The sequence below is a fragment of the Fredinandcohnia onubensis genome (assembly GCF_002734215.1).
In the GTDB taxonomy this organism is placed as follows: domain Bacteria; phylum Bacillota; class Bacilli; order Bacillales; family Bacillaceae_L; genus Ferdinandcohnia; species Ferdinandcohnia onubensis.
Genome location: NZ_NSEB01000020.1, coordinates 37,441 through 59,286 on the forward strand (window position 1 = coordinate 37,441; position 21,846 = coordinate 59,286).

The window sequence follows — 21,846 nt, forward strand, 5'->3', positions numbered from 1 at the left end:
TATGGTGCGTAACCGGGAAATCCAGTTCTTACTTCTGGCTCTTTTTATTATAACGTTAGTTGCATCCGTGTTAGCCTATATATTGATTTCGGGACTGGCTGCACTCTTCGTTCTTTTCACATCCGTTTTATTGATTGGATGTAGTTTGGGATTTACGAAATGGAGATATCGTGAAATTGAAAAACTTTCTAGATATTTACGTAAGATAACGAGTGGTGATTATAGTTTAGATGTAAGAGACAATCATGAGGGCGAACTTAGCATCTTAAAGAGTGATATTTATAAAGTGACATTAAAGCTATCTGAGCATAGCGCTCTTTTGCAACAGGATAAATTAAAACTTACGAATGCTATTTCGGATATTTCGCATCAGTTAAAAACACCACTCACCTCTATGATGGTGATGGCTGATTTATTGGGGGATGCGAAACTGGATGATGCAAAACGGGTTGAATTTACAAATAACATCCGCATTCAGTTAGAAAGAATTGAGTGGCTCGTGTCATCGTTATTAAAACTCTCAAAAATAGATGCTGGAACAGTTTCCTTTAAAAAGGATATAATCTATGTTTCAGAGTTGATAGAACGTGGAATCCAACCTGTTTTAGTTCCAATGGATATTAAGCAACAAAACCTGCATGTTGAAGGAAACAAAGAGGTATCCTTTCTTGGGGATTTCAACTGGACGTCGGAGGCACTTATTAATATTTTTAAAAATTGTGTTGAACATACGCCGGAGGGTGGTAAAATATCCGTTTCATTTTCTGAGAATGCATTATATACCGAGATTCGTATTTCGGATAATGGAAAAGGCATTGCAAAAGAGGACCTCCCTTATATCTTTAAACGTTTTTACAAGGGCAAGAATGCAGGTGAAGATAGTGTCGGAATTGGTCTAGCTATGGCCCATAGTATTATAAATAGTCAACAAGGTGATATTGAAGTGAAAAGCGGTAAGGAAGAAGGGACACAGTTCATTATAAAACTGTACAAACAAGTGATTTAGCAGCATGTTCCATCGAAAGTGAATAAAATGTCACTTTAGTAGTCACTTTAGAGTCATCTTAGACAGATATACTGAACTCAACATCGAAAATATGGAGGTTTACGGATGAATATTTTACAAATCGAGAATCTGTCTAAGGTATATGGAAAAGGTGAAACAGCAGTTAAGGCACTTGATAATGTTTCATTTTCAGTGAAAAAGGGAGAATTTGTAGCCGTTATCGGCCCCTCAGGTTCAGGTAAATCAACACTTCTGCACCTGCTTGGTGGTGTGGATCGACCATCTAGCGGTAAGGTTCTAATTGATAACACAGATATTTATGATTTAAATGAAATACAACTCGCGATTTTTAGAAGAAGACAAATTGGGTTAATCTATCAGTTTTATAACTTAATTCCGATTTTAACGGTAGAAGAAAATATTACTTTACCTATGCTATTAGATGAACATAAGGTTGACCCGAAGCAGTTTGCCAATATTGTAAAGATTCTCGGTCTAGAACAACGCTTAAATCATTTGCCAAATCAGCTTTCAGGAGGACAGCAGCAGCGGGTTTCAATCGGTCGTGCTCTTATTAGTAATCCAGCCATTATGTTAGCAGATGAACCGACTGGAAATCTAGATAGTAAGAATAGCAGCGAAATCATTGAGCTTTTAAAGATGTTCAATAAAACCTATAATCAAACCCTGCTTGTCATTACCCATGATGAGCGAATTGCCCTTCAAGCTGACCGTGTCATTTCAATAGAGGACGGAAGGATCGCTAAGGACGAGGTGATTCGTCCATGAACATCATTAACAAACTGACGATTCGACATTTGAAGGAAAATAAACGAAGAACTCTCGTCACAATCATTGGTGTTATCATTTCTGTTGCGATGATAACAGCTGTAGCAACACTGGGTGTCTCTTTTTTAAACCTAATGATTCGAGATAACATTGCTGACAACGGCGAATGGCACGTCAAATATAATGAAGTTAATGTGGAACAAATCCAGGCGATTGAAAAGGATAGTCAAACGAAAAAATTGGTCCTTTCAAATGACCTAGGCTATGCAAAGCTTGAGGGTTCGGAAAATAAAAGTAAACCTTATCTGTTTATTAAAGAGTACAACACAGCAGGGTTTCAACAATTTCCAATTGAGTTAGCTGAGGGACGTTTACCTTTAAAGGATGATGAAATTGTTATTTCTGAAGCAATTGCCGAGAATGCAAAAGTTGAATTTAACATCGGTGACAAACTGTCGGTGGAAGTCGGAAAAAGACTAGCAGCCGGGGAAGAGGAACCGCTGGGTCAGAATTATTCTTTGCAATCCGATGAAAATGGGGTTACGGAAAAACTTAAGATTGAGTCTAGTGAAACTTTTACTATTGTTGGGACCATTAAACGACCAACATGGGAACCAACATGGTCGCCAGGATACACGGTGATTAAATACGTAGACAAAAATACTTTGGGTAAAACTCATACAGCAGATGCAGTTGTGGTATTAGAAAAAGTGAAGGGTTCATTATATAAACATTCAGAAACCATTGCTAAAGAAAATGGAATCAACTCTGTATCCTATAATAAAGAATTATTGCGCTTTTATGGAGTCACAGACAATGATAGTCTACGTCTGACCTTATTTTCTGTGGCAGGTATTGTCATGGCCGTTATTATTATTGGTTCAGTCGCATTAATCTATAATGCTTTTGCAATTAGTGTATCGGAACGATCTAGACATTTAGGAATGTTATCAAGTGTAGGAGCGACAAAAAAACAGAAACGAAATTCCGTCTTCTTTGAAGGGGCTGTAATTGGTGCGGTTAGTATTCCAGTAGGTATCCTTTCGGGTCTTGCTGGAATTGGGGTAACCTTTTCGTTTATTAATACTTATCTTGAAGGTGCGCTAAATGTTGCTGAAAAACTAAATGTAATCATTACACCAGCTTCACTTTTAGTAGCCTGTGTGATTTCAATTGTAACAATATTTATCTCCACCTATATTCCAGCGATGAGAGCGTCAAAGGTTTCAGCGATTGATGCGATACGACAAACACAGGATATCAAATTATCAAGAAAAACAGTTAAGACATCAAAACTTGTACGTAAACTTTTTGGAATTGAAGCTGAAATTGGCTTGAAAAATTTGAAACGAAATAAGAAAAGATATCAAGCAACTGTTTTTTCGCTTGTCATCAGTATCGTCCTCTTTTTGACAGTGTCATACTTCACAGAGGACCTAAAAAAGTCGTTAGAACTATCTGTAGATAATATAAATTATGATATTCAAGTGATTAATGATCAGATGGGCAAAGAAGATCTAGTACCGTTTACGAAACTTGATTATGTAACGAATTCAAGTATTGTTCAAACAAGCTATTTAACTACATTAATAGAGAAGGATCAACTACCAAACGAGTTATTAAAATCTGTCGAAAATGACCCCTCCATTTTACAAGATGGTAAATTTACTTATTACGTAAGATTACATGGTTTAGACCATGACAGCTTCAGGGCCTATGCTGCAAAAGTAGGAACGGATTCTGCGAAATTTGAAAATACAAATGAACTTAATGCTATCATAATCGATAACATCAACTATCAAGATTATGAGACGGGGAAATTTGTTGAAACAAAATCAATTCATACTAACGTAGGGGATACGTTAGCACTTAATTTAATGAACTATGAGACTGAAGAACAACAATTTCTTGCTAATATAAAAGTTGTAGCATTGACCGACCAGTTACCAATGGGGATCTCAACTTCTAGTCTTGGTGGATTAAATATTATAGTTTCAGAGGAGATATTAACAAATATTGTTGCAGGAAATGAGAAGGCAAGTAGTGAAATCCAAACTGAATTATACATGAATAGTTCAGATCCCTTGGCAACACAGGATGAGTTGGATAAAATCACAGACTCTGGTACGCATGTCTATAACGTCTATCAAAGAAGACAAGAACAAGAGCAAGTGATCGTACTTATGTCTATTTTTACCTATGGCTTTATCGCCCTGATTTCCTTAATCTCCATTGCAAATATATTTAATACAATTTCAACGAGTATCTCGCTTCGAAAACGTGAATTTGCAATGCTTAGATCAGTAGGGATGACGCCAAAAGGTTTTAATAAAATGATCAATTATGAGAGTATATTTTACGGTGTGAAGGCTTTGCTCTATGGACTTCCAATAAGCTTTGTCATCATGTATTTAATTTATTGGTCACTTAGAAATACGTTTGAATATGGATTTAATCTCCCGTGGATGAGTATCTTATTTGTTGTGATCATCATCTTTATTATTGTAGGGGCAGCCATGCTGTATTCAATACAAAAAGTGAAGCAAGAAAATATAATCGATGGGTTGAAACAAGAAAGTATATAAAGAGGATAATCCGTTACCCTTTCCAATCAAAAAAACTTGGCTACTATATTTTGTGGCCAGGTCTTTTTTTGTGTGGAGCACCATTTAATAGTATGTAGACGTAATTTAATGTTCCTATTCGAATGATTTGTATGGAGATTAGTTCTTCAAAATCTAATGAGTGTTTATGAAGGAATGGGAGAAATTATTTGATATAATAATAAGCATCTCACAACACGTGGTGAACTTCATACAACTTAGCAGATGACAGAAATATACATACCATGGAGGAGACATATGACATTAATTCGGGAATTTCTTTCAGATTATGAATTGGACCCAACAGTAGTTAAATATCTTTCAACGATAATCATGATTCTCTTTATCACGATTCTTTGTATTATCGCCAATTTTATTACAAAAAAGGTGATCATTAGGATCATCACAAAAATTGTGAGAAGTACAAAATTCACATGGGATAACATGCTTCTTGAGAGGAAGGTTTTTCGTAGGCTGTCACATATTGTTCCAGCGATTATCATTCATTTCTTCGCTTCAGCTTTTGAGCCGTATGATGATTTAATTCGGATGGGGGCAAATGTCTATATCATCATTGTGGCATTAATGGTTATTAATGGTATCTTAAATGCTATTAATGATATTTATCAAACCTATGAAATCTCTAAAACTAGGCCTATAAAAGGGTACGTTCAGGTTGTGAAAATTGTTGTAATTACACTTGGGTTCATTTTGGTTATTGCAAACTTGATGGGGAAAAGTCCATTAATTCTTCTAAGTGGAATTGGTGCTCTATCAGCCGTATTCATGTTGGTTTTTAAAGATTCATTATTAGGTCTTGTTGCAGGAATTCAGTTGACTTCTAATGATATGGTACGCGTTGGAGACTGGATTGAAATGCCGAAGTATGGGGCAGATGGAGATATCATTGATATATCTTTAGTTACAGTTAAGGTGCAAAACTTTGATAAGACGATAACAACACTACCTAGTTATGCTCTTATTTCCGATTCTTTTATCAATTGGAGGGGAATGCAAACCTCAGGTGGACGTCGGATCAAGCGCTCATTGTTTATTGATTCAACAAGTATTTCATTTTGTACGGAAGAGATGATTGAGAAGTTTAAAAGTATCCACTATCTAGCGGATTATATTACAAAAAGGGAACACGAAATTGAAGAATACAATATCAAGCATGATATTGACCGTAGTAATCCTGTGAATGGTAGGGCTTTAACAAATATCGGAGTCTTTAGAGCGTATATAAGTAATTACCTTCAAAATCATTCCGGCATTAATCAGAACATGACATTGATGGTTCGACAACTAGCACCCACCGAAAATGGGTTGCCAATTGAAATATATGTCTTTACTAATGATGTAAGATGGGATGTGTACGAAACAACCCAAGCTGATATTTTTGACCATCTTTTTGCGGTCGCTCCAGAATTTGGAATACGCTTATTCCAAAATCCATCAGGGTATGATTTAAAGAGCTTAACTGATATAACAGATTATGAAGGAAAAGTAAGGGAATTGGGAAATTAGGAACGGTTCCCTCTGATTATTGAAAAAGACAGGATGATGGGTCCTGTCTTTTTTCGTTTTCCTTTAAGAAGTATAAGAAAGTCACTTTGTTTATTTAATGGATAAACTTCACTGTAAAACCTTGACAATATTAATGAAAGCGATTAAATTTATAATAATAAATTAAAAAAACACCCCACAGATTAGTAAACTACGCCTATTACGGTTTTCAATTTTTAAATATATATTCTATCCACTAACTAGAATAAATGACTACCACTTCTGAGATTACATATAAAATTTTCCTTGAATTCTTAAAAAAGTAACAATCTTATGGATTGATTGTTTATTAGATTTACAAAGTTATTATTAGAACATTTGAATCTTTTCTAGATTACTTCATCCTTTATACTTATGAACACACAAGCGCATCTTAAGTTATTTGAATATTGAGATAAAAACTAACAAACTATTTATTTTTCTTTTGATAGCTATAAGTTCAACTGCTAAAGGGGGGGAATGAAAAGGAAAAACATACTTGTTTTATGTAGCACTTATTAATCGAGTGTGTGGGTACTAGGAAAAAATAATGAAAAGTAAAAAAGGGGAGTGAGTTAATTGAAAAATGTTCAAAAGAATCTTTTAATTTTTAGTTTGGTATTATTAACTTCATTATTATTAGTTGCTTGTAATAGTGACAGCAGTTCAGGTGATGCAAATGGGAAGAAGTCGAAAGATAAAGACGAGCGATTTAAATTATCTCTCATGTTAAATCTGCATACACCAGAAATACCACAAGATCGGTTAGAGAAATTACTAGAGGAAAAGACAAATACTGATCTTGATATTCAATGGGTACCTGATGGCACCTATGACGAAAGGGTAAATTCCGCTTTTGCTTCAGGTACTCTTCCACATGCCTTTTTAGTTAAAGCTGGACAATTTGTTCAATTTAAAGAAGCAGTGAGGGACGGTCAGTTTTGGGAAATTGGTCCATACTTAGATGAATTTGAGAACTTGAGTAAACTTAGAGAAGGTACTTTGAATAACTCAATGATTGATGGGAAGCTTTATTCTTTATATATGGGAAGACCGCTTTCACGAGATGGTATTATATATAGAAAAGATTGGGCTGACAAATTAGGTATAAATACCCCAAAAACAACAGTTGAGTTTTACGAAATGTTGAAGGCTTTCACAGAAAATGACCCCGATGGTAATGGTAAGGATGACACAATCGGATTAACTGTACGAGAAGGGTTAGGATCATTTAATGTGATAGCTTCATGGCATGGAGTACCAAATCGGTGGGGTGAAAAAGAAGGAGAATTATTGCCAGATTTTATGTTCCCTGAATATATTGATACACTAAATTATTTTAGGGACCTACATAGCAATGGATATATGAACCATGATGCACCGGTTACAAGTAAACAGGATCAGCAGGCATTGTTAAAAAATGGGTCAGCCGGAACTTACATTGGATCGATGCAAGATGTCTATGGTATGTACAATGATGCAGTGGCCTTAAATCCAGATATAGTTTTTGATGTGCATAACTATGTAGAAGGTCCACATGGAGAATATGGTGTTCGTTCTATTCCAGGCTATGGTAGTTTGATTATGTTCCCTAAGTCTGGGATTGAATCTGAAGCGGAATTAAAGAAGGTAATTAAATTCTTTGATTATTTAATGTCAACTGAAGGTGCTAATACGCTTATTTGGGGAGTAGAAGGAGAACATTATGAAATCGTTGATGGTCATGCAAAAGTGCTTGATCAAGACAAATTTGATACAGAAATTAAACCGTATACACCGCTCGAAATTGGTGAACCTTTAACAAATGGACGATATGAAGCATTTTACGACTATGAACCAGCAACTAAATCGAATGAGTTATATATTGACAATGATAAGTATGTAATTGAGGATCCTACAGTGACTCTTGACTCTGATACATATAACAAAAATGCTGGTACATTAGATCAAATTATCGAGGATGCCACAATTCAATATATTCTGGGTAATATCGATGAAACAGGTTTTAAGGATTCAATTGAAAAATGGAAAAATGCTGGTGGAAATGATGTAATTAAAGAATACAATGAATCGTAGAAAAAATAATTTTGGGAATTATCTTAGTTACAAATCGTGTTTATTATAAATTAAGACTCTTTTCTAAAAAATTGTTGCTTCACCTGAAATTGAGGAGTTATTAAATTATCTAGATACAGGAAAAGACTATAAAAAAGCTGATAATATCAATAAAGCATTATAACATTTAAAAGCAGAGGGTCTATAATGGGATCTTCTGCTCTTTTATTTTTGGGACGGAGGATCCCACTTAGGAGAAGGAAAATGAAAGCTAAATTTATGTTTAGCGTAGTTATGCTGATTTTTGGTAGTATTGGGTTGTTTGTTAAGAATATTGATCTTTCTTCGCCTCTACCTTTGAGCCATATGATGATTTAATTAGAATGGGCCCAAATGTATATATCATCATTGTGGCTTTAATGGTTATTACTAGTATTTTAAATGCAATAAATGACATTTATCAAACGTATGATATATCAAAAAACTAGGCCTATAAAAGGGTATATTCAAGTTGTGAAAATTATTGTTATAACACTAGGAATCACTGGCCATGATTTGAAGTTGATTGTGGCTGAAAATGGAGAGGATATCATGCATAGAGAAATGGAAAACTGATATAGTACAAGAGGTATAGTTATTAAAGGTGATATCCTATGGGGTATTGCCTTTTTATTTTTTAAAATAGGGATTATTCCGGAAAATACAGAGTAATTCAGGTGCTGTGTACTCGTATTGATACAAAAGACAGAATGAAACTATTAATTCCGAATAATATTAATATAATTTTCCATTGAAATAGTTTTTATATTCTTATATCATGGTAACGTACTAAAGTATTTTTGCTAATAAACTATATATCAGATTTGTTTTATAAAAATTACTAACGAAATGGGAGATGTTACTTGAAAATGGATGAGATTCTACAACAAATAGAAGATGTATATCAAGAGGTAATCGAATGGCGTCGATATTTACATCAAAACCCAGAACTTTCTTTTCAAGAGGATCATACCTCTCAATTTGTATATGACCTTCTTGAAAGCTTTGGTGGTTTTGAATTATCAAGACCGACAAAAACGAGTGTAGTAGCCCGCTTAAAGGGATCTAAGCCAGGAAAAGTCATTGCTCTCCGTGCAGATATGGATGCTTTGCCTATTAAAGAAGAAACTGCGCTTCCATTTGCCTCAACAAAAGATGGTGTCATGCATGCTTGTGGACACGATGGTCATACATCGATGTTGTTAGGAGCTGCTAAGATTTTGACAGCGCATAAAGAAGAGCTAAGTGGTGAAATCGTCTTTCTTTTCCAACATGCAGAGGAACTACCTCCTGGAGGCGCACAAGAAATGGTTGCCGCTGGCGTTCTTGATGGAGTCGATGAGGTTGTCGGTGTCCATTTATTTTCAACAGTTCCATTTGGTACGGTTCACATCCGTTATGGAGCTTTAACAGCAGCAAGTGATGTGTTTGAGATTTCTTTACAAGGTAAAGGAGGACATGCTTCAACTCCTCAATTAACTATTGACCCTCTTGCGACTGGTGCACAAATTGTTACAGGTCTTAACCATATTGTCTCACGGTCCATTGATCCACTAGAACCAAGCGTGGTGTCTGTGACTAAATTCCAAGCTGGTGGGTTAGCGCTGAATGTCATCCCCGATACTGTTGAAATTGGTGGATCCGTTCGAACGTTAAGTCCTAAAGTACGTGAACTTGTTAAAAATCGTATCATTAAAATTACTGAAGGTATTGCGAAAGCAAACGGTGTTGAAGTAAAGGTAAACTATACGTATGGCTATAGTTCGGTAATGAATGACAAACACGTAACAGATGAAGTTGTACAGGTGCTTGAAGAGTTTTTACCAGATCGAACACTTGAGTGGGTTGATCCTCTTCTTGGTGGAGAAGATTTTTCTGCATTCAGTAATGAAAAACCTGGTTGCTTTGTCATTATTGGTGCAGGGAACGAAGAAAAGGGAATCACATATCCACATCACCATCCGAAATTTGATATTGATGAACAAGCATTGAAAGACGGATTACGATTCCACGTCTTTACAGCATTAACTTTAACCAACAATAAATAAGCATCACTGAAGGGAGATAGTATGTCGCAAACTATAACGAAAAAAAATAAAACATTCTTTAATCGAATGCTTGATTCGATTGAGTACGCAGGAAATAAGCTACCCGATCCAATCGTATTGTTTATTATTCTTTGTGCCATTACCTTGTTTTCATCTTATATTGCATCGTTATTCAATGTATCAGCAACACATCCCACGACAGGGGAAGCGGTGGAGGCAATTAATCTCGTAACTGGGGATGGTCTAGTTGCAATATTGCTAAATTCTGTGACGAACTTTACCTCTTTTGCTCCACTTGGTATGGTTCTTGTAATGATGATTGGGATTGGAATGGCTGAAAATAGTGGATTCTTCTCAACAATTATGAAGCGTGCGGTCTTAACGACTCCAAAAAAGCTAATTATTCCAATCATTATTTTAATTGCGATTGTAGGGAACGCAGCTGGTGATGCAGGTCCAATCGTATTGCCGCCACTTGCTGCAAGTGTATTGATGGCTTTTGGATATCATCCACTCGTAGGACTCGTCATGGCATATGCCTCCACACTTGGAGCATTCGCTGCAAACTTCATTATCGGAATGTCTGATACACTTGTTGCTGGCTTCACCGGTCCAGCTGCTCAGACAGTAGATCCAAATTATGTAGCAAATCCTGCGATGAACTATTATTTTATTGCGGTTTCAGCAATTGTCCTGTTATTTATTTCTGTATGGGTCACGCATAAATTTACGATTCCGAGATTTGGGGAATATTCAGGTGAAATTGAGGCAATAGAAAATATTTCATTAGAAGAAAACCGCGGACTAAAATGGGCAGGAATATCTACGGCTGTCTATGTGATTGTTTTATTGGCACTGATTATTCCTGAAAACGGCATTTTGCGTAATCCGGAAACTGGTTCAATCATTGATGGCTCCCCATTAATTTCAGGGATTGTACCATTATTAACGATTTTCTTCTTTATTCCTGGTTTCTTCTATGGAATTGGTGCCAAGACGATTACTAGTTCAAGAGACTTTGGTAATATCTTAGGTAAATCAATGAGCACAATGGGACCATACATTGTCTTAGTGTTCTTTGCTGCACAATTACTTTCATTCTTTAGCGAGAGTAATCTAGGTCCAATCATTGCGATTAAAGGGGCTAACTTCCTTAACGATATAGGGATAACAGGCGTTCCATTAATCATTTTGTTCATCATTTTTGTTGCATTTGTAAATCTACTAATTGGAAGTGCATCAGCAAAGTGGGCGATTCTTGCTCCAATCTTTGTACCGATGTTTATGTATTTGGATTACCACCCGGCTTTTACACAAGCCATTTATCGCGTTGGAGATTCCATTACAAACCCTATTACACCAATGCTTCCATATCTAGTACTTCTATTATCTTTTGCGAAAAAATACGATAAAAACATTGGATTAGGAACACTGATTTCTGGACTGTTTCCATACACCATCTTTTTCGGTATCTTCTGGATCATAATTGCTGTGGTTTGGTACCTAATCGGTGTTCCAGTTGGACCACAGGGACCGATTCATTTATAGAGGGACCGATTACGAGATTAAGAATTTTACGTAATAGATACAGGAAATGAAAAAATAGGCTGACAATTTAAATAAAGCAATGTAATTATGTGAAACAGAGAATCTCATAATCGAGATTTTCTGTTTCATTTAGTTTTAGGACATTTTGTGCCTGCCCTCGTGTCCCATAGGAAAGAGGGAGAGACTTTAAATAGGAGTAGGGAAATGAAGGCAAAGTTTATTTTTATAGTAGTGATGCTGATTTTTGGTAGCATTGGGTTGTTTGTAAAAAATATCGATCTTTCTTCGAGCGAAATGGCTTTATTTCGGGGGACAATTGGGAGTTTGTTTTTAATTGGTGCTAGTTTTCTAGTCAAGCAAAAGTTTTCATTAAAAATGTCAAAACGGAATCTTATCTTACTGCTTTTATCAGGCGCGGCGTTGGGCTTCAACTGGATTTTTCTATTCGAATCTTATCGATATACAACTATTTCGAATGCCACGCTAAGCTATTATTTTGCCCCAGTGTTTGTTATGATTTTGGCTCCGCTATTATTGAAGGAAAAATGGACTTGGATGAAGGGAACTAGCATTGTATTCGCATTTGTAGGTTTGCTTTTAGTTGTTAATCCTGGTGCTGAATCAACGGTAGGAACATATAACCATCCTGTTGGCTTATTAAATGGCTTACTGGCTGCAGCTTTTTATGCAAGTATGATTCTGATCAATAAGTTTATCAAAGGGCTATCAGATTTTGAAACTACCATTATGCAGCTTTCAATGGCTTCGATTGTACTGTTTCCATACGTTCTAGCTACACAAAACCTGAATTACTCAGGACTTGGTCTACAGTCAATCAGTTTATTACTAATGGTTGGGATCATCCACACAGGGGTTGCGTATCTATTATATTTTTCTGCAATAAAAAAATTAAAGGGACAAACGATTGCCGTGTTAAGTTATATTGACCCCATTTCCGCCGTAATAATGGCAGCCATTATCTTAAATGAAAGTATGAACCTAATACAAATAGTCGGTGGCATCTTAATCTTGGGATCTACTTTCATCAGCGAAATAAATTGGAAACGAGGTGGGACGGAGGGACAGGTCCCGTGACCCACCAAATTTTTACAGGGACAAGGAACCTGTCCCTTTGTCCCTATTTAATGATTCCATCAATTATCCCGTATTCCTTTGCCTCTTCCGCACTCATAAAATAGTCTCGATCAGTATCCTTTGCTACCTTCTCAACAGGTTGACCTGTGCGTTCTGAAATGATTTGATTGGTATGTTCTCGGAGCTTAAGGATGCGTTTTGCAGAAATTTCAATCTCAGTTGCTTGGCCGCGCACCCCACCTAAGGGCTGATGGATCATGATTTCACTATTTGGGAGGGCAAATCTTTTCCCTTTTGTACCGGCTAGCAAAAGCATCGCACCAAAGGATGCGGCCATACCTGTACAAATGGTCCTAATATCTGGTTTAATATATTGCATCGTATCAAAAATGGCAAAACCAGCAGAAGTAGAGCCACCGGGACTGTTAATATAAAGGGAAATATCTTTATCGGGATCGTCAGCTGCTAAGAATAATAGCTGTGCAACTATACTATTGGCAACAGCATCATTTATTTCGTCGCCAATCAAAATAATACGATCTTTTAATAACCTCGAGTAAATATCATACGATCGTTCCCCACGACTGGATTGTTCAATTACATATGGTATCGAATTCAAATTATTTTCCTCCTTATTCGCTTGCATCTTATTATGCAGCCATAGCCATAGAGACAGTGCTTGAAGGAAATTTGTAGGAACGTGATTTTTGCATAGAACAAGTTGGATTTGTGTTTTTCGATAAAGAATGGATAGAAGGTATCGTCCTGATTAATATGAATGGATCTTGCGTGTTTAAAGATTCATATAGTACTTTTTGAATCTGCTCACGATCCTCCTCTGTCCAATATTGCTCGATAAGTGGAATTTCTTCTTTCTTCTCCATTTTCTGTTTTGCACGATACATGGCGGCTTTCACAGCAGTCTCATTTGTGTTTAATAGTTTAGCTATTTCAAGTAGTTGAAACTGAAACCCTTCTTTTAAAACAAAAATGACAGCTTGCTTCGGTGTAAGCTTACTCATAAGCTGTTGTACAGCCTCAAAGCGCTTTTCAATTTGCAGGGATTCATCATATCCATCATCAGTAATAGCTTCAAGAGACTCTTTGCCTCGTTTCCGCACCGTGTCTATCCATACATTTCGAGCGATTTTATTCATTAGAGCTCTAGAGATTGTAGGCTGGTGCCTATAATGCTTCCAAGCCTTAATCAAGGATTCCTGCACGAGATCTTCTCCATCCCAGCTGTTTTGGGATATAAACCGGCAATATCTCCGGAGCATCGGATAGAGATCATGAAGTTGTTCCTCAGTAAAAAATTCCTTCTGTTCTTTAAAGTCCTCTGAACCATTCCAAAGCTTACTATGCAAAACAATCACTCCTTCAGCGCGTCTCTACTTTATAAACGAATAAAAGGGTATGAAAAGATACGGGGGTAAAAAAATTTTTTCAAGGGTTACTTAGTTTCCATTATATGCAAGGTGAAAGCTCTCGAACAAGAAACGATTAGTAGGGTTTGTTATAATATACAAAAAGGACAAAAGGTGACCTTTCAATGTTACAAAAACTTTCTGCCGAAAAGCATTGGCAACCATACAAGGGTCCATTTACAATCACAAGAATTCAGCCTGGCGATATTTTAGAGGAGAATAAAGATTTTGCGTTCTGCTCGTTAAGTATTATCGATCATGCTGTGATGAAAAAAGGATTAACGATAAAGATGCATGAGCATGTCAACGATGAGATTTTGAGTTATGTATGGCGTGGTACAATGCATCATAAGGATTCAACTGGGATAGAGGTTCCGATAACGACTGGGCACTTAATGATGATGAATGCGGGTCGGAGTTTTTGGCATGAGGAAAAAGTGAAAAATGATCAAGTCGAAATGCTCCAAATTTTTGTTCGACCCTATGAATCCGATCTTGAACCAACGATTCATTTTCATGAAAAGCCCATCCGAAACCGTGATTGGTATCTCATGGTAGGACCTGAAGAAAGTAAAGCGCCACTGAAGGTTCGACAAAATGTCTATATTCTTGATGCGCATTTGAGGCAAGGGGATCAGTTAGAAATACCTGTTTACCAAGGCTTATCACCATTTTTATATGTTGTAGATGGTGAGCTTACTGTTGGGGATTTTCGAATTAAAAAAAAGGAAGCTGTTACAGATTTAGAGGAGCCTCTACCTTCAATAACTGGAGTAGCGGATACAACAGCTGTACTATTCTATGTCGACATGAATGCACCAGTGTCGATGGAGGGAACGATCAGTGGGAAAAGAGCATATTAGTGGGACGAGGGGACAGGTCCCTCGTCCCATATTTCTTACTGGGACAGTGTACCTATGTCCCATTATTTTTTCACAAAGTACTTTTCGCCAAGGAGTTCTTTTTCTTCATACGTATCTGGCTTTAATTGGTTCTCAACGAATTCTGGTAGTGCAGAAGGTTCCAAGTCGTACATAACTTCGATTTCCTTTGCAAAAAGAATTTCTTTTTCTAGCAAGCCAGATAGCGCAGGTTGCTGCTTTGCTTGTGGTTCATCTTCACCTGTAATTTTCGATAGTCCGGAAACGTAATAATCCAATGGACGGCTACCTACAATTTTAACGCCTTTGTTTTCTTCATTCACCATAATAATTGTTGGAAAGCCTCTGGCACCAAGTTTCGCTGCAAGAGCAAAGTCTTCGTTTAATAATTGTTGGCCAACTTCAGATTCTGCTTCTTTTACAATGGCTTCTCCATCTAAACCTAAATGATTCACATTATCAATCATCACAGATTTTTCAGCGATGTTGTTATTGAAGGCAAATAATTCTTCCCTTGCATGGCGTAAGTATTCATTTGCTTTGTCATCACCATGATTTTTTTGAATGACTTTATACACTCGAGATGGTGGGAAGGAAGATTGAACGGGATTGTCAATCATCAATGATCCATCAATCGGCATACGTGAATATTCCCCAACTTCTCTCCAATGGCCAGCTACATCTGCAGGACCATTAATTCCGTTTGCCGGATCAACAGGCCCGCCATGCCATTTTTCAAGTAATCCACCTAAGACGGTGTGGAAGTTGAAATAATGTCCATACTGCTCTTTGAAACGACGGAAAGTAGGTTCAAGTGCCCAGCAATGTGAGCAGATTGGATCTGTCACATAGTACAAATCAATCGTTTTCTTTGGTTGGTTAAAATCAATTACTTCCATGTCATCGTCTCCTGCTATACCACAAACGCCAGTTTCCAAATCACACATTAAATTATTATTGTTTGTCATAAGAATTCCCTCACTTTTTAGTTTTTAGCTCTGGGACAAGGAAGCTGCGTCCCATTTTGTTTGCTTTGTACTTTCAGTTTAGTGGATAATAGAAAGTATATATACCAATAGATGACTTGATTTGTCGGATATCCAACACATCGCCGAAATTGTTGGAAAAGTGGGAGGGGGAGAATGAAATGACACAAGAAAAAACAGACCCGCGAGTCTTACGTACACGAAAGTTAATTATGGATTCATTCATTGAGCTTTCAGGAAAAAAAGAATTTAAAGACATTACGATAAAAGACATCACTACGGAAGCCATGATTAATCGGGCAACCTTTTATTATCATTTTGAGGATATTTATGACTTGTTGGAAAAGGTTTTATCAGAAGTCTTGCTCATAAATTTAAATAGTGAGTCCTATCAACAAAGTGCTTTAAATGAAGAAACATTTATCGGCATCTTTAAGGCAATTACTAATTTTCAACTGTCATTATCAAATCGATGCCATCGTGGTTATGAGGATACGATTGCTCGCATTATCCGGGATCAGCTTGAGGTCATTTTTTATAAAATGTTAAAGAAGCGGTATCCTACAGGTGATGAAAATACCTTGAAAATCACATCAGTCATGTTGAGTTGGGGAATGTACGGGACTTCCGTTGAATGGAGAAGAAATCCGGAAAGTGTCAGCCCAGAGGAAATGATTAAATCAGCTATTCCTTATCTAAAATACGGGATAAAATTGCGGGAAGAGAAAGAAGCACTAAGGTAAACTTTTTATAGAACTTGAGTGTATATTTTTATTTTTTATTGCAAAACCTAATATTACTAAAATTAAGGGGCGATAAATATGAATGGATTACAACGTTTAGCTCTAGCTTTAGTAATTATTGGTGCAATTAATTGGGGACTTATTGGTTTCTTCCAATTTGATTTGGTAGCTGCAATCTTTGGAGGCCAGGATTCCATTTTGTCTAGGATTATCTACAGTTTAGTGGGGTTAAGTGGTTTATACAGTCTTATGCTCCTCTTTAAACCTGATAGAGAAACTGTCCCTGAGACTAGTAGAACCTAAGCAATCAGGTTGAAGTAAATTCCCGTAAAAAAGGTCAAGCCCAAGGGTTTGATCTTTTTTACGTTTCTGTAAAGAAGTCTTTTCTATTTAGCAAATAGATGGGAAAATGGGATACATATCTTGTCTTGCCGGATTTTATATAGACGACGAGCCTGTCTCAAAAGGAGGAATAAATATGAAGAGAATTTTTGCGGATGTGATTCAGTTTCGGGGGAGTCATTATGATTTTGGTTTTATGCAGGGGGAACTGCTGAGGGATTCATTTTTGGTGAAGAATCGGGAGCAACAGTGGAAGCTGAGAAAACCACAATTTAAAATTGACATTGATGAGACTAAACAGGGATTTGAGCGTTTGGCTCCTTTTATTTGGGAGGAGTTTTTGGGGCTGCAGGATGCTTTGAAATGGTCACTGGATAAGGTCTTAATGGAATTTGGAGGATACAGGGTCAATATCCGACCATCAGGCTGTTCCATATTAGTTGGGGAAAATTATATGATCCGAAATTATGATTACCATCCGAAGACCTATGATGGCCGATTCGTTGCTTTTCAACCAATAGATGGAGGGTATGCCACCCTTGGTTTAACACAAAAAATTACAGGCAGATCAGATGGCATCAACGAAAAGGGGTTAACGATGGGATATACCTTTATGAATCGAAGACGTCCGGGGAACGGATTTGTTTGTTATATGATTGGAAGACTTATTCTTGAACTTTGCTCCAATGTAGAAGAGGCCGTCCAGTTGTTAAAAGAAATTCCACATCGCGGATCGTTTAGTTATGTCTTATACGATTCAACCTGTGAGATGCCATTTATTGTGGAAACTTCACCAAGAAGAGTAGAGGTGCGGAGGGGATATACTTGTACGAATCATTTTAAAATCCTAACAGAAGAAAATCGCCGAGTCCTAGATGATTCCAACAAAAGGTTACAGGCTATAGAAGAGAAAAATCATTTAAATGGGCTGGAGGCGTTTCGACTTTTAAATGATACGGATAAAGGAGTTTTCTCTAAGCTCTATGGAAGCTGGGCCGGAACCATTCATACATCTGCTTATTTTCCAACGAAACTTGAAGCCTGGTGCGCACTCGGCGGAGACCAAGAACCCACCATATTTAACTTTGCAGAATGGTTGAATAACGCTGATTTTTCACTTGCAAAAATTGAAGGGGAAGTTGACACAGATATCCCATTCGTAAACATGGAAAAAGCAGATTGGTTTAAATGAGGGTCAGAGGGACAGGTCCCTCGTCCTACCATATTTTCCCTGTGACACGGGACCTGTCCCTGCGACCCACGCCATTCGTATGATTCTGAAAGGGACCTGTCAACTTAAACATTGACATTCTTTTCTAAAGGATATAAATTTATAATTATCAGAATCTTATCGAGACACCTCGTACATATTTGTCTAGGCTATAAATAAATGCCGGGAGGTGGTTTTTTATTTCAATGAAAAATAGTACATTAAATGAAAACCAGATTGAATTACTTCAAAAGGGAATTGAAAATCTCCACAGTATACAAGAATGGAATTTATTAACTGAAGCCATTGTTTTAGAAAGCATTAAATTAGTCGGTGGTGGAAAGGGGATCTTTTTTGTTTTTGACCAAAGTTTAAAACAATTAATCCCTCAATCAAGTCAGAATCTGGACAAATTGGAAAAAAAAGAATTAACCGATCGGACACAACAAAAATTTCAGCAAATTGAGCTTCAAACTCTAAGAAACATAAAAGATCAATCTACCTACTTTTTCCCCATTACAAGACAAAAGACTTTTTCAGGAGTCTTAGTCGTTATTCCGCACCAAGAAGAGGAACTTTCAGAGAAACAGATTAATATGGTCAATTTCTTTATGCAATCAGTTCCCATTATTCTTGAAAACTCTCGCTTATTTTTGATTATGCAAAGAAAATCAAAAAGTCTTAACTTCATGACTCAATTACAAAGACTCGTTAACCATTATTCTTTTCAAGAAATTTTGGCCGAAATTGTTCAAAAAGTTGGAGAATTGTTAAATTCGGAAATGGCAGGAATCATGTTGTATGATCCTGAACATAGGGAACTGAGATTGCAAAAACCAGCATTTGGATCATGGCAAGACTCGATAATAGAACAGTATCGTGTATCACTAACAGAAAAAAGCAATGCAAGAGATGTATTTTTATCTGGGGTTCCAGCTATCACTTCCGATGCACTATCGGACGAGCGCTTTAACCAAAATTATGTAAAATTATTTAAAGCAACATCAATCATGACGGTTCCCTTAGTAGTCGATAATAAAAGAATTGGTATTCTTCATGCTATCAACAAAAATGATGGATACTTTACCCAAGATGATTTACATTTGCTTATGGATTTATCAGAACAATTAGGATTAACGATAAATGCGGCCCTTGAGATGTCTCACGTAAGAACACCAAAAGATAAGCGTATCGAAATTGAGAGGTACCTTATACATCAGCTTTTTGATTGTTTACTATTTAGTAATAAGGAAAAAGTAGAGGAAGCTTATAGCATATTGAAGACATTGGAAATTAACTTAAAACCTAAGATTTCTATTTTACGTATTGGTGCCTATAAGAATGGTGAATGGTTTAATTTAAGCTCTAAAACAATATCAGAAAGAATCGTATTAAAAATAGAACAGTTGGTAGGGAATCCGTGTAAGATCTACAAAGATGGAGCAATCGTTGCTCTTGTTTCACATGAATCGGAACATGAAATACTAGATGTAAGCTACAAGTTACAAGACATACTACAAAAAGACCTCGATTTACATGCGAAGACTAGGCAATTAGAGGTTTTCATAGGGGTGGGTGAATCTGTAGATTCAATCGAGTTGACCGAACATTCCTATCAACAGGCAAGTCAAATCTTAAGTGCTCTTCCTAGAATCAGGCATCTCGGGAATGTCGGATATTTTCCAGCGTGTGGGAGTTGGACATTGCTTTCGAGTATGGTCATGTTTGATGAAAGAAACGTAAGCGCATACACAAACCTGTATCTAAAGAAGCTAAATGAATTGAAAAATTCAAAAGAAATAAAAGAAACATTAGAGGTTTATTTAAAGCATAATGGTCAAATCAAGAGGGCTGCTGAAGAATTATTTGTTCATCAAAACACACTTAAGTACCGAATTGAAAAAATAACTGATATGACTGGGTTTGATCTAGCAGATTCTGAAGTAAGACTTAGTCTATCTCTTGCATTAAGGCTAGAGCATTTGATGTATAGCAAAGTATAGGAAAATGACTATTTACATAATGGTCATTTTTTTCTTTTTGTTACATATCATCTATCTTTTGTTTCTAGAAGACAAAGATGTGTAAAAATTTCCGGTTATTTTTGTGGGTAAACAACGTGGTTATAGTGTTTTCTATCCTGTAAAATGAACACATAATATTCTAAATTCATTAAATATTCGAATGAGAAAGGAGGAATATCTTGTTCTCATATCACAAATCAGTTGAAGAACAAATATCGCCTGAGAAACTTAAGCTATTACAGGAAGAAAAGTTACGCAAGCAAGTTCAGTATATGTATCAAAATTCCCCAATGTATGCTTCTAAATTAGATGAAGCAGGAATCCACCCTATGGAAATTGAGACACTTGAAGATTTACAAAAGCTACCTTTTACGGAGAAATTCGAAATTCGTAAAAGTCAAGAAAACGCCACTGATTTAGGCACACACCAATGTATTGATTTTGACGAAATTATAAGAATTCACTCCTCATCAGGTACAACTGGGAGGCCAACATATGTTGGAATCACCAAAAAAGATAGTGATGTATGGACAGATATTGTATCTAGAGTATATTACACAGCGGGTGTAAGACCTCATCATAAAGTTATCTTTGCAATGGGGTTATCATTTTTCGTTGGCGGTCTTCCTTTAAAAGATGGAATTGAAAGATTAGGAGCTACTTTTATTCCAATTGGAACAGGAGCCTCTGAACGACTAGTAACCACATCCTTACACTTAAAACCAGATGTACTTTTATGTACGCCATCCTATGCAAATTATCTTGCAGATTATATACATTCAATTGGTATGAGTCCCCGTGATTTGGGGTTTAAGCTAATTGGCACCGGTGGTGAACCAGGCGGTGGTTTACCAGAAGTGAAACAAAGAATCGAGCAAGATTGGGGTGCTCGCGTTTTTGAAGCAATGGGAAATGCGGATATGGCCCCTGTTCTTTTCTCAGAATGTCCAGCGGGAGACGGCATGCATTTTGTTGCTCCAGACTACGTGATCTGTGAATTAATTGATCCAGACACTGGTAAGGTCAAACCATTTGAGGATGGAACTGAAGGAGAATTAGTTTATTCTGCAATTGATAGAGAATGTGTTCCGCTACTTAGATTCCGTACAAGAGATTTAATATCAGTAAAAACCGGAAAATGTTCATGTGGCAGTACTAGTTTTCGAATTCGATGCATTGGTCGAACAGACGATATGCTAATCATTCGAGGCGTGAACGTCTTTCCAACTGCAATAAAAGATGTTGTGAGTAGTTTTTATCCAAGAACAACTGGAGATATCCAAATCTTATTAGAAAAACCGGGACCTGCAGTGGAACCACCATTGCAAATTAAAGTGGAACATGGAATGAACTCTGAAGAGGATTTACCAAATTTAAAAAAGGAATTAGAGGAGACGTTAAGAGGCAAACTTATGTTCCGCGCCGACGTTCAATTAGTTCCGGAGGGTACTTTACCTCGCTTTGAAATGAAAACAAAGTATGTAAAAGAAATCTAATAATCTCTA

Annotated in this window: 17 protein-coding genes; 14 read left to right on the plus strand and 3 right to left on the minus strand. The window is 36.7% G+C overall.

Features of this window, described 5'->3' with window-relative positions; all coding sequences use genetic code 11:
* Position 1 precedes the first annotated feature (1 nt).
* The 8 genes from CKK03_RS20470 to CKK03_RS20510 all read left to right on the plus strand — a co-directional run bounded on the left by CKK03_RS20470 (position 2) and on the right by CKK03_RS20510 (position 12,728).
* Positions 2 to 1,006: a sensor histidine kinase gene (locus CKK03_RS20470; protein WP_099364357.1), complete on the plus strand. Its 1,005-nt coding sequence runs from the start codon at positions 2 to 4 to the stop codon at positions 1,004 to 1,006.
* A gap of 105 nt (positions 1,007 to 1,111) precedes the next feature.
* Positions 1,112 to 1,795 carry an ABC transporter ATP-binding protein gene (locus tag CKK03_RS20475; protein ID WP_099364358.1) on the plus strand — a complete coding sequence of 228 codons (684 nt, stop codon included), beginning with the start codon at positions 1,112 to 1,114 and terminating at the stop codon, positions 1,793 to 1,795.
* On the plus strand, positions 1,792 to 4,380 hold the full coding sequence (locus CKK03_RS20480; RefSeq protein ID WP_099364359.1) for an FtsX-like permease family protein: 2,589 nt from the start codon (positions 1,792 to 1,794) through the stop codon (positions 4,378 to 4,380). Before CKK03_RS20475 ends, CKK03_RS20480 begins: the two co-directional genes overlap by 4 nt.
* Positions 4,381 to 4,656: 276 nt before the next feature.
* The gene (locus CKK03_RS20485) at positions 4,657 to 5,925 is read left to right on the plus strand and encodes a mechanosensitive ion channel family protein (protein WP_099364360.1); all 1,269 of its coding nucleotides are present in this window, start codon (positions 4,657 to 4,659) and stop codon (positions 5,923 to 5,925) included.
* A 597-nt stretch (positions 5,926 to 6,522) separates the two neighbouring features.
* Positions 6,523 to 8,019: an extracellular solute-binding protein gene (locus CKK03_RS20490; RefSeq protein WP_099364361.1), complete on the plus strand. Its 1,497-nt coding sequence runs from the start codon at positions 6,523 to 6,525 to the stop codon at positions 8,017 to 8,019.
* A gap of 887 nt (positions 8,020 to 8,906) precedes the next feature.
* Entirely contained in the window at positions 8,907 to 10,085 is a 1,179-nt protein-coding gene (locus CKK03_RS20500) for a M20 metallopeptidase family protein (protein WP_099364379.1), read from the plus strand.
* Between the two features lie 21 nt (positions 10,086 to 10,106).
* On the plus strand, positions 10,107 to 11,633 hold the full coding sequence (locus tag CKK03_RS20505; protein WP_099364362.1) for an AbgT family transporter: 1,527 nt from the start codon (positions 10,107 to 10,109) through the stop codon (positions 11,631 to 11,633).
* A 204-nt stretch (positions 11,634 to 11,837) separates the two neighbouring features.
* Complete coding sequence (locus CKK03_RS20510) at positions 11,838 to 12,728, plus strand: DMT family transporter (protein WP_099364363.1); 891 nt, start codon at positions 11,838 to 11,840, stop codon at positions 12,726 to 12,728.
* A gap of 43 nt (positions 12,729 to 12,771) precedes the next feature.
* On the opposite strand, the gene clpP is transcribed toward CKK03_RS20510, so the two are convergent.
* Positions 12,772 to 13,374, minus strand: a complete 603-nt coding sequence (gene clpP / locus CKK03_RS20515) for an ATP-dependent Clp endopeptidase proteolytic subunit ClpP (protein WP_099364364.1) — start codon at positions 13,372 to 13,374, stop codon at positions 12,772 to 12,774.
* 4 nt (positions 13,375 to 13,378) lie between these two features.
* A complete protein-coding gene (locus CKK03_RS20520) occupies positions 13,379 to 14,095 on the minus strand; it encodes a sigma-70 family RNA polymerase sigma factor (RefSeq protein WP_099364365.1) in 717 nt (238 codons plus the stop codon).
* Between the two features lie 185 nt (positions 14,096 to 14,280).
* On the opposite strand from CKK03_RS20520, the gene CKK03_RS20525 reads away from it, so the two are divergent.
* Positions 14,281 to 15,018 carry a pirin family protein gene (locus CKK03_RS20525; protein ID WP_099364366.1) on the plus strand — a complete coding sequence of 246 codons (738 nt, stop codon included), beginning with the start codon at positions 14,281 to 14,283 and terminating at the stop codon, positions 15,016 to 15,018.
* A gap of 62 nt (positions 15,019 to 15,080) precedes the next feature.
* Here the strand turns inward: CKK03_RS20525 and CKK03_RS20530 are convergent, their stop codons facing one another.
* Positions 15,081 to 16,004, minus strand: a complete 924-nt coding sequence (locus tag CKK03_RS20530; protein ID WP_099364367.1) for a DsbA family protein — start codon at positions 16,002 to 16,004, stop codon at positions 15,081 to 15,083.
* Between the two features lie 179 nt (positions 16,005 to 16,183).
* On the opposite strand from CKK03_RS20530, the gene CKK03_RS20535 reads away from it, so the two are divergent.
* The 5 genes from CKK03_RS20535 (at position 16,184) to CKK03_RS20555 (ending at position 21,837) form a co-directional block, all read left to right on the plus strand.
* Positions 16,184 to 16,765 (plus strand): TetR/AcrR family transcriptional regulator, encoded by a 582-nt coding sequence (locus tag CKK03_RS20535; protein WP_099364368.1) that lies wholly within the window; start codon positions 16,184 to 16,186, stop codon positions 16,763 to 16,765.
* 78 nt (positions 16,766 to 16,843) lie between these two features.
* Positions 16,844 to 17,068, plus strand: coding sequence for a DUF378 domain-containing protein (locus CKK03_RS20540; protein WP_099353257.1), 225 nt, complete (start codon positions 16,844 to 16,846; stop codon positions 17,066 to 17,068).
* A gap of 175 nt (positions 17,069 to 17,243) precedes the next feature.
* Positions 17,244 to 18,299 carry a C45 family autoproteolytic acyltransferase/hydrolase gene (locus CKK03_RS20545; RefSeq protein WP_099364369.1) on the plus strand — a complete coding sequence of 352 codons (1,056 nt, stop codon included), beginning with the start codon at positions 17,244 to 17,246 and terminating at the stop codon, positions 18,297 to 18,299.
* A 224-nt stretch (positions 18,300 to 18,523) separates the two neighbouring features.
* Positions 18,524 to 20,320: a helix-turn-helix domain-containing protein gene (locus tag CKK03_RS20550; RefSeq protein ID WP_099364370.1), complete on the plus strand. Its 1,797-nt coding sequence runs from the start codon at positions 18,524 to 18,526 to the stop codon at positions 20,318 to 20,320.
* Between the two features lie 200 nt (positions 20,321 to 20,520).
* Positions 20,521 to 21,837 carry a phenylacetate--CoA ligase family protein gene (locus CKK03_RS20555; protein ID WP_099364371.1) on the plus strand — a complete coding sequence of 439 codons (1,317 nt, stop codon included), beginning with the start codon at positions 20,521 to 20,523 and terminating at the stop codon, positions 21,835 to 21,837.
* Positions 21,838 to 21,846: the final 9 nt, after the last annotated feature.

Excerpts from the sequence above, each read along its gene's own strand:
- CKK03_RS20550 (WP_099364370.1), top strand. The coding sequence starts at position 18,524 with ATGAAAAATAGTACATTAAATGAAAACCAGATTGAATTACTTCAAAAG.
- CKK03_RS20485 (WP_099364360.1), top strand. The coding sequence starts at position 4,657 with ATGACATTAATTCGGGAATTTCTTTCAGATTATGAATTGGACCCAACA.
- CKK03_RS20525 (WP_099364366.1), top strand. The coding sequence starts at position 14,281 with ATGTTACAAAAACTTTCTGCCGAAAAGCATTGGCAACCATACAAGGGT.
- CKK03_RS20530 (WP_099364367.1), bottom strand. The coding sequence starts at position 16,004 with ATGACAAACAATAATAATTTAATGTGTGATTTGGAAACTGGCGTTTGT.
- CKK03_RS20475 (WP_099364358.1), top strand. The coding sequence starts at position 1,112 with ATGAATATTTTACAAATCGAGAATCTGTCTAAGGTATATGGAAAAGGT.
- CKK03_RS20480 (WP_099364359.1), top strand. The coding sequence starts at position 1,792 with ATGAACATCATTAACAAACTGACGATTCGACATTTGAAGGAAAATAAA.
- CKK03_RS20470 (WP_099364357.1), top strand. The coding sequence starts at position 2 with ATGGTGCGTAACCGGGAAATCCAGTTCTTACTTCTGGCTCTTTTTATT.
- CKK03_RS20535 (WP_099364368.1), top strand. The coding sequence starts at position 16,184 with ATGACACAAGAAAAAACAGACCCGCGAGTCTTACGTACACGAAAGTTA.
- CKK03_RS20500 (WP_099364379.1), top strand. The coding sequence starts at position 8,907 with ATGGATGAGATTCTACAACAAATAGAAGATGTATATCAAGAGGTAATC.
- clpP (WP_099364364.1), bottom strand. The coding sequence starts at position 13,374 with ATGCAAGCGAATAAGGAGGAAAATAATTTGAATTCGATACCATATGTA.
- CKK03_RS20540 (WP_099353257.1), top strand. The coding sequence starts at position 16,844 with ATGAATGGATTACAACGTTTAGCTCTAGCTTTAGTAATTATTGGTGCA.
- CKK03_RS20545 (WP_099364369.1), top strand. The coding sequence starts at position 17,244 with ATGAAGAGAATTTTTGCGGATGTGATTCAGTTTCGGGGGAGTCATTAT.
- CKK03_RS20510 (WP_099364363.1), top strand. The coding sequence starts at position 11,838 with ATGAAGGCAAAGTTTATTTTTATAGTAGTGATGCTGATTTTTGGTAGC.
- CKK03_RS20505 (WP_099364362.1), top strand. The coding sequence starts at position 10,107 with ATGTCGCAAACTATAACGAAAAAAAATAAAACATTCTTTAATCGAATG.